The sequence below is a fragment of the Microcoleus sp. B3-A4 genome (assembly GCF_036705385.1).
Classification (GTDB): Bacteria; Cyanobacteriota; Cyanobacteriia; order Cyanobacteriales; family Microcoleaceae; genus Microcoleus.
The window spans coordinates 25,864-33,722 of record NZ_JAUBUI010000018.1 but is presented as its reverse complement, the minus strand read 5'-3'; the positions used below and the strand labels follow the sequence as shown (position 1 = coordinate 33,722).

General features: G+C 45.8%; 2 protein-coding genes. One reads left to right on the top strand and one right to left on the bottom strand.

Features of this window, described 5'->3' with window-relative positions; translation table 11 throughout:
- Window positions 1-2,253, top strand: a 2,253-nt coding sequence (locus tag QUB33_RS10480; protein WP_333350104.1) for an Ig-like domain-containing protein, incomplete at its 5' end; no start/stop codon positions are given.
- A 128-nt stretch (window positions 2,254-2,381) separates the two neighbouring features.
- Here the strand turns inward: QUB33_RS10480 and QUB33_RS10475 are convergent.
- Window positions 2,382-7,751 (bottom strand): AAA family ATPase, encoded by a 5,370-nt coding sequence (locus QUB33_RS10475; RefSeq protein WP_333350102.1) that lies wholly within the window; start codon window positions 7,749-7,751, stop codon window positions 2,382-2,384.
- Window positions 7,752-7,859 lie beyond the last annotated feature (108 nt).

Genomic DNA, 7,859 nt, shown 5'->3' with positions numbered 1-7,859 from the left:
AATGATATTACCGTCACCAATGCCACTGTCGGTAACTTTGTCCCAGTTAATGCCACAACCTACACCTTTGATGTCACTCCCACCGCTGATGGTAATGTCACCGTTGATGTACTTGCGAATAAAGCGAATGATACTGCGGGTAATAATAATAATATCGCAGCCACTCAACTGGTTCGTACTGCTGATATTACTCCGCCAACAGTTGCCTTAACATCAACTTCAGCAACAACAGTCAACGCAGCATTTTTAGTCACAGCAACTTTCAGTGAAAATGTGACCGGATTTAGTTCGAGTGGCATTAATGTTACTAACGGTACGGTGAGCGGTTTTACAGGTAGCGGCACGACTTATAATTTTACCGTTACTCCGAATGGTGATGGTAATGTCACAGTTGATGTACCGGAGGCTAAAGCTACGGATACTGCGACTAATAACAATACCGCTGCCACTCCACTGACTCGTACTGCTAATATCACCGCACCTCCTGCTAGTTTGAGTTCCGTTTCTAACATTACTATATCGGGTGGTACAAGTCAAATCTTGACAGTTACTTTCAGTGATAGTAGTGGAGTTGATGTTAGCAGTTTAGATAATTCTGACCTGGTAGTAAATTGGTCGTCTGGTGCTATTCCTGCTGCCTTTGTCAGCGTCGATACTAATAGTAACGGCACTGCTCGCACGGCAACTTATTCGCTGACTCCGCCTGGGGGAAGTTGGGATGATACAGATAATGGCAGTTACGCTGTTAATTTGCAAGCATCGCAAGTAAAAGATACTTTTGACAATCAATTTGTAGGTAGCAATTTAGGCAGTTTTACTGTTAACATTCCCACGCCAACACCGACTCCCACGCCAACACCGACTCCCACGCCAACACCGACTCCCACGCCAACACCGACTCCCACGCCGATTCCGACTCCCACGCCAACACCGACTCCCACGCCAACACCGACTCCAACGCCGACTCCGACAACAACTCCGACTCCGACAACAACTCCGACTCCGACAACAACTCCGACTCCGACAACAACGCCGACTCCGACTCCGACAACAACTCCGACTCCGACAACAACTCCGACAACAACTCCGACTCCAACGCCAACACCGACTCCCACCACAACTCCGACTCCAACGCCAACACCCACTCCGACAACAACTCCGATTCCCACGCCAACTCCGATTCCCACGCCAACTCCGATTCCCACGCCAACACCGACTCCGACAACAACACCGACTCCGACAACAACACCGACTCCGACAACAACTCCGACTCCAACGCCAACTCTAGGTACTCCCGCTGTCCTTTTCCTTGAACCACTTGGCAGTACCAACGTACTCGAAAGCTTGGGCAGCGATATATACAAAGTGCGACTAAATACTCAACCAACTGCTAATGTCACCGTCGCCATTACCCCTGGAACCCAAGTTACTGTCAGCCTACCTGCCCTTACTTTTACTCCCGCAAATTGGAATGTCGCTCAAACGGTAAGGGTGACTACGGTTGACGATGCGGTTGTTGAGGGCAATCATCTAAGTCCAATTAGCCACGCCACTACCAGCACAGACACATTGTATAATAATCTCGTCGCCCCTCTCACAGTCAATATCAGCGATAACGATAACTTAGGCGATGTCAAAACCTTGTCCCAAAAGTCAGTAATCGGTTTGACAGATAAGGACGATCGCGTCACAGGATCGGCATTGAACGACATGATCCACGCACGCCCCGGCAATGACTATCTTCATGGCAAAGCAGGAGATGACTTGCTTTACGGACAAAAAGGGGATGACGGCATCAGGGGCGGTGATGGCAATGACATTATTTTTGGTGGTAAGGGGATTGATTTTATTCAGGGCGATCGCGGTATTGACTTGATTTACTCAGGTAAGGGAAACGATCGCATTTACGCCGACGATGGCGACGATATAGTATTTGGCGACGGGGGCAATGATTACTTATTTGGAGAAAAGGGTGCCGACACTCTCACAGGCGGATTGGGTTTTGATGTGTTTGCGATCGCGATCGATACTGGTGGAACCGACGCTTCCGCTGCTGATGCGATCGCTGATTTTACCCTCAATCAAGACAGAATTGATTTAATTAGCCCCCTGGCTTTTAGCCAGTTAAATATTTATCAAGGAACAGGGGCTTTTGTTAGCGATACAATAATTCAGTATCAGGTAACAGGGGAATATTTAGCTGTCTTGAAAGGAGTTACTGCCAGCAGTATAGTTCAGGCAGTCACTTTTTAGACTTCGTATGTTGTTACGCTAAAGCGCTTTAGCGCAACAACATACCTACCCGATTTCGATCGCCTAATTTGTAGGGTGTCTCAGGAGTCGATCGCACTTTTGCTGTGATTGTCAGGTATAGCAACCGCTTAATTTAAATTGTGTAGCCTGTCTTTGATTTTTGTGCGAGTAACCAATACAGACTCACAGCGTTCCCAGTAAATTTTAGCCACGCGATCGCCCGGATTCTGACGCCAACACTCGGAAAACAGCCGCGCCGCTTCAAATAACTTCCCTTCCGAGTAAAGTGCCCTAGCTTCTGCAAACAATTCCAGCGTAGCTAACTTGGCTTGTTTAATTTCTGGGGGATCTGCATCAAACACCTCATAAATCGTCACAGCTTCGGATTTTCCCTTGACTTTTACCGTGTCTAGAGTGCGGATTGTGTACTGAGATGGATTTTTCAGGCGCGCATAAGTTGGCTGGGTAATTAACAGTGACACGCCATAATTTTTTGTCAAACTTTCTACGCGAGAAGCTAAATTCACCGCATCGCTGATGACTGTCCCGTCCATGCGATTTGGTCCTCCCACAGTTCCCAGCATCAAAGAACCCGTATTAATCCCAATCCCAATCTGAATCGGCGCACAGCCAGCGTTAGCGCAGTATTCATTGTATTCAGCGAGACGGTGCAGCATAGCAATTCCCGCTTTCACCGCATTATCCGCCTCGCCGCTAAACAATGCCATAATCGCATCGCCAATATATTTGTCAATAAACCCCTTATTTTCATTAATAACGGGTTCCATGCGAGAAAGATAGGAATTTATAAATTTGAAATTATCCTCCGGCGTCATAGTTTCCGAAAGCGTGGTAAAATTGCGAATGTCGGAAAACAGCACCGACATTTCTAACTGCACTTGGTCGCCCAATTCCACATCAATGATGCTTGATTTATCTAAAAACTGGAGGAATTGATGGGGGATGAACCGCTCGTAAGCTTTGTTGAGTTGAGCCAGCCTGCTTTCATTTTCGCGTACTTCTGTATAAAGCTTAGAATTTTGAATTGAGATCGCCGCTTGTCCAGATAAAACTTTTAATATTTCCACTCTTTCAGGGGTAAAAGCTCCCGCTGTCAAATTATTTTCTAGGTAAACAATACTAATGATTTGAGATTGATTAATCAGCGGCACACATAAAATTGATTTGGGCTGATGCTTTCGGATGTGGCGGTCGTTGGTAAATTGTCCCGATCGCGCAGCATTATCTAGTACCACGCTTTCTTGAGTGCGGCTCACATAATTGACAATTGCGGAGGAAAGTTCTTGACAGGTTTCAACGGGGATTGACTGCAACACGGTGACGAGTTCGTCATCGATTGTCCCTTCAGCTTCAATGAACAGTTGTCCCTGGCTTAACAAAATCAGATAGCCTCGTTGCGCCCCTGCATTTTCAATCAAAATTTTCATCAAGCTAGACAGTAGCTTATCTAGCATAATTTCTCCAGAAATCGCTTGAGAAGCCTTCATGACTGCGGTGATATCTAGGTGATTCCCCGAACCAGTCGTTGTCATTGCTACGGTAGTTTGAGTATTTTTCCTTCCCGGTTGATTTACCGCGAATAAGTGGGGATATCGCGTTTCTAAATCCGTTACCTTAGCAGTAGCTCCCCATTCAACATAACAATAATACGCCTCAAAGATGTAGGCTTGAGCAACTTTTGTTTTGCCCCATTCCGAGTAGAATTTGGCTGCGATTTCGTTTGCCAGGGCTTCGTCATTAACATATTTGTTTTCTTTGGCTCCAGAAATGGCGCGATCGTACATTTCAATCGCCTCGGCTTTATTGCCCAACACCCGTTGCCGTTCTGCTTCAACTAAATACCATTTATGCAGATAATTCATCGGAGCGTTTTGCGCCCACTGTTGCAGCGTGCTTTGATGGGTTTCCACTAAGGCAAGAATTTCTGTTTGCTCTGCTTCTGGCTGTGCCCGAAAAAGTGCCAGGCGCGTCAGGGCAGCATAAAAATGAAAAATGGGAACAAAAGCCGATCCAGATACTCCCATCAAATACTGTTTGACTTGGGAAATGTGGTCTAGGGCAGCCGTATAATTCCCATAGCAGTAAGCAAGCAGCAGTTTGAAGATGCAGGCACAGGCGATCGCCGTGAATTCATTATCCTGATAGTGCTTGGGAATCATCACCGTTTCATCGTAGGCAGAGCCTATTAACAAATCCGGCCGAATACGGGTTTCCCTTAAGTTTTGTACCGTCTGCTGAATCATATCCAAATAAACCCGAGCAGAATATTGTTTCAACTGCGCCATGACAGCCCTGTAACTTGCTATTTCTGGTTCCCAAGTATCTAGTTCTACCCCAGCGAATAAATAAGTATAAAAGCAAATATATATGTTGTAGCCAGCGTTTACAAAGTCGCCTGTTTCCATGCCCAACCTATAGCCCTCTTTCAGCGTCGGTATCGTTGCCAAAAGAGATTCTTGGCGATGCTGAATCCAGCCACCAAACAAAAGTAGAACTGTGGACTTGAATTCGGGCACATTCAACCGATCGAGCAATGAGAGTGCCAATTGCCCAAAGTCATAGCCCGTTTCCACCTCTTGTAAAAAGGCACAGAACACCATCCCGTGCATCGCATAACCCACCGTCGATGCAGGCGCATTCCCAAAGGAGACCGATAAACTCACCATCGTTGAGCTCAGCAGGGGAAGCAAACCGGGCATTCCCTGGAAAATGGGTGGAAACAACATACCAGACAGTTGCATAGCTGCCTGAGTCTGTGGATTTGTCATCACAGGTAGGTCAACCAATTCCTCAATCTTTCTGTCGCCGAGGAGGGCCGCAAGGGCTTGTAGCGCTTTGCCAATCTTGGCTTGATCGGGTTCGGCAGGCAGTTCAATCCCCAATTGTAAGAGTGCTTCTCTTGCTACTGCGATCGTTTCTAACACCTTGCTCTGAGCTGTCTGAGCGGCAATTTTAATTTCGTAAATTTTAACTCGCTCTAAAATTGTTTGGGCTTCTTGCAAAACCAGTGCTGCCATCTGTTCCATACCCTCAAAGTCACCATTCAAATAGGCAATTTCAGCAGCAGCAACGTAGAGATTTAAGGTCAATTCATATTGATTTTGCCAGCATTGAGGTGTCAGTAGCTTAATTCCCGTTTGTAGATAGATATTTGCCGCAGCGTAGGCGGTAGAATTTCTGGCCTTACGTCCACCTTCTAAGTTTAGTTGGGCTAAGGCTGAGCGTTCACTTAATTGATTGATTAACTCAATTCCTTGATTTAAATGCCCCACAATATCAAAGAGTTTTTCTTCTGTTTCTATCTCGGAAGAACTTTGTAGCAGTAACTGTCCTATTTTCAGATGAGTGGCTTGTTTTTGGTCGTCTGGAATCAATGAATAAGCCGCTTGCTGGACGCGATCGTGCAGGAACTTATAAGTGGGATTAGCAACAGACTGATTTGGGGATTGAGCGTCTGCTTGAATGAAGTTATAGCCTTCTGAAATCACTAAAATGAGTCCTTCTTGCAAGGCTTTCCACAGCGCTGATTCCGTTTGTTCTGGTAATTCTTCGCTGACTACTGCCAATGTATCTAAATCAAACTGCGCCCCAATGCAAGCCGCCAACTTGAGAACATCCTGAGTTGGGGCCGGCAACTTCTGCAATTGCGCCGCCATAAACTCCACCACATCCGAGGCGTCGGCAAATTTAACTTGATTAATATCGCACTGCCACCCCCCTTTACTGCCCCCCTTACTAAGAGGGGATTGAGGGGGGTTAAAAATAATTTGACCATCTTCATGCAACGCCTTGAGGAATTGAGTCGAGAAAAAGGGATTACCTTGGGTTTTTTGATAAACCAATTCTGTCAAGGGTTGAGCTAAAGATAAATCGCAAATCAGCGTATCTGCTACCAACTGATTGAGATCTGCTAAACTCAACGGTTGTAGGGTAATCGTATTCACTACTGCCCCAGACTTCACAATCTCATCCACCGTCAACATAAATGGATGAGCCGGTGATACCTCATTATCTCGATAAGCACCCAATACTAACAGATGCCCCGTATCCTCCATCAATAGTTGTAGCAATTTCAGCGATGCCGAATCCGCCCACTGCAAATCGTCCAGAAACATCACTAAGGGATGTTCTGCTTGAGTAAATACTTGCACAAATTTCTGCATCAGCAGATTGAATCGATTTTGGGCGGCACTCCCCGACAATTCTAGTGCAGGACTTTGAGCGCCAATGATGTGTTCTAATTCAGGAATTACGTCAATCAAGACTTGCCCACTTTCGCCTACTGCGGTGAGAATCAGGGTTTTCCATCTGTGTAACTGAGCGTCACTTTCGGATAATAATTGTCCCATCAATTCCCGAAATGCTTGCACAAATGCCGAAAAGGGAATATTGCGCTGGAATTGATCGTATTTGCCTTTGATAAAATAGCCACCCTGTCGGGCTATCGGCTTATGCACTTCATTCACTACTGCGGTTTTACCAATCCCAGATAAGCCAGCTACTAGCATCATTTCGGCACTAGCATTACGAACTCTTTCAAAAGCCGTTAATAGATAAAAAACTTCTGTTTCTCTGCCGTATAACTTTTCGGGAATCAGGAAATGGTCTGTAAGATCCAGCGTTCCCAAGTCAAATTCTTCTATGCTATCGGTTTCTTGTAGTTGAACCAGACACATTTCTAAATCCTGCTTGAGTCCCAATGCAGTTTGATAGCGATTTTCCGCATTTTTTGCCATCAGCTTGCTGACAATTTGCGAGACAATTAGGGGAATTTCTGGCTCGATTTCGTGCGGGGGAACTGGTTGTCTGGCAATGTGGCAGTGAACTAGCTCTAAAGCGTCTTCTGTCTCAAAAGGGAGTTTTCCTGTCAGCAATTCGTAGAAGGTGACGCCGAGCGAGTAAAAGTCACTGCGGTAATCGATAGAGCGATTCATCCTACCAGTTTGTTCCGGAGAGATGTAAGCGAGGGTTCCTTCTAAAACGTTGGGATTTTTCAGGGTTGGCATTTCTCGCGTTAGCTGAGTGGAAATGCCAAAGTCGATAATTTTGAGCTGTCCCGTTTCCGGGTTATAAACAATATTTGAGGGGTTAATATCCTTGTGGATGATATTGGCGCTGTGAATTTGTCCTAAAGTTTCAGTGGCTGCGATCGCAAGAAGCAGAAATTCCTTTAGACTAAACTTTCGCTGCTGCATCCATATTTTCAAGGATTCCCCACCAAAGTCCTCTACAAAAATCACGAGGCTGTTTTGATATTTTTGCAAGTCATAAACTTGCACGACTCCCGCCTCTTTCAGCTCTCGGGTGATTCGGTATTCGGTGCGGTAGCGTAGCAATTCTTGAGGTGTGGGGTAGCTTTCTTTGAGCAGTTTGAGGATGAGCGGTTGGCGATCCGCTTCCCGAAGAGCCCGGTAAACCAGAGAGTTGGCACTTTCGTAAAGCAGCTTCTGGACGGCAATACCTGGAATGGAGAGCATATTTATTTTTCTGGTAAAAATTAATGCGAAGTCGAAACACACCGGGTTCGTTGTGTCGAGAATAGCGCTTTAGAAAGGAACAAATTATGTTTTTATAACACACTCTTA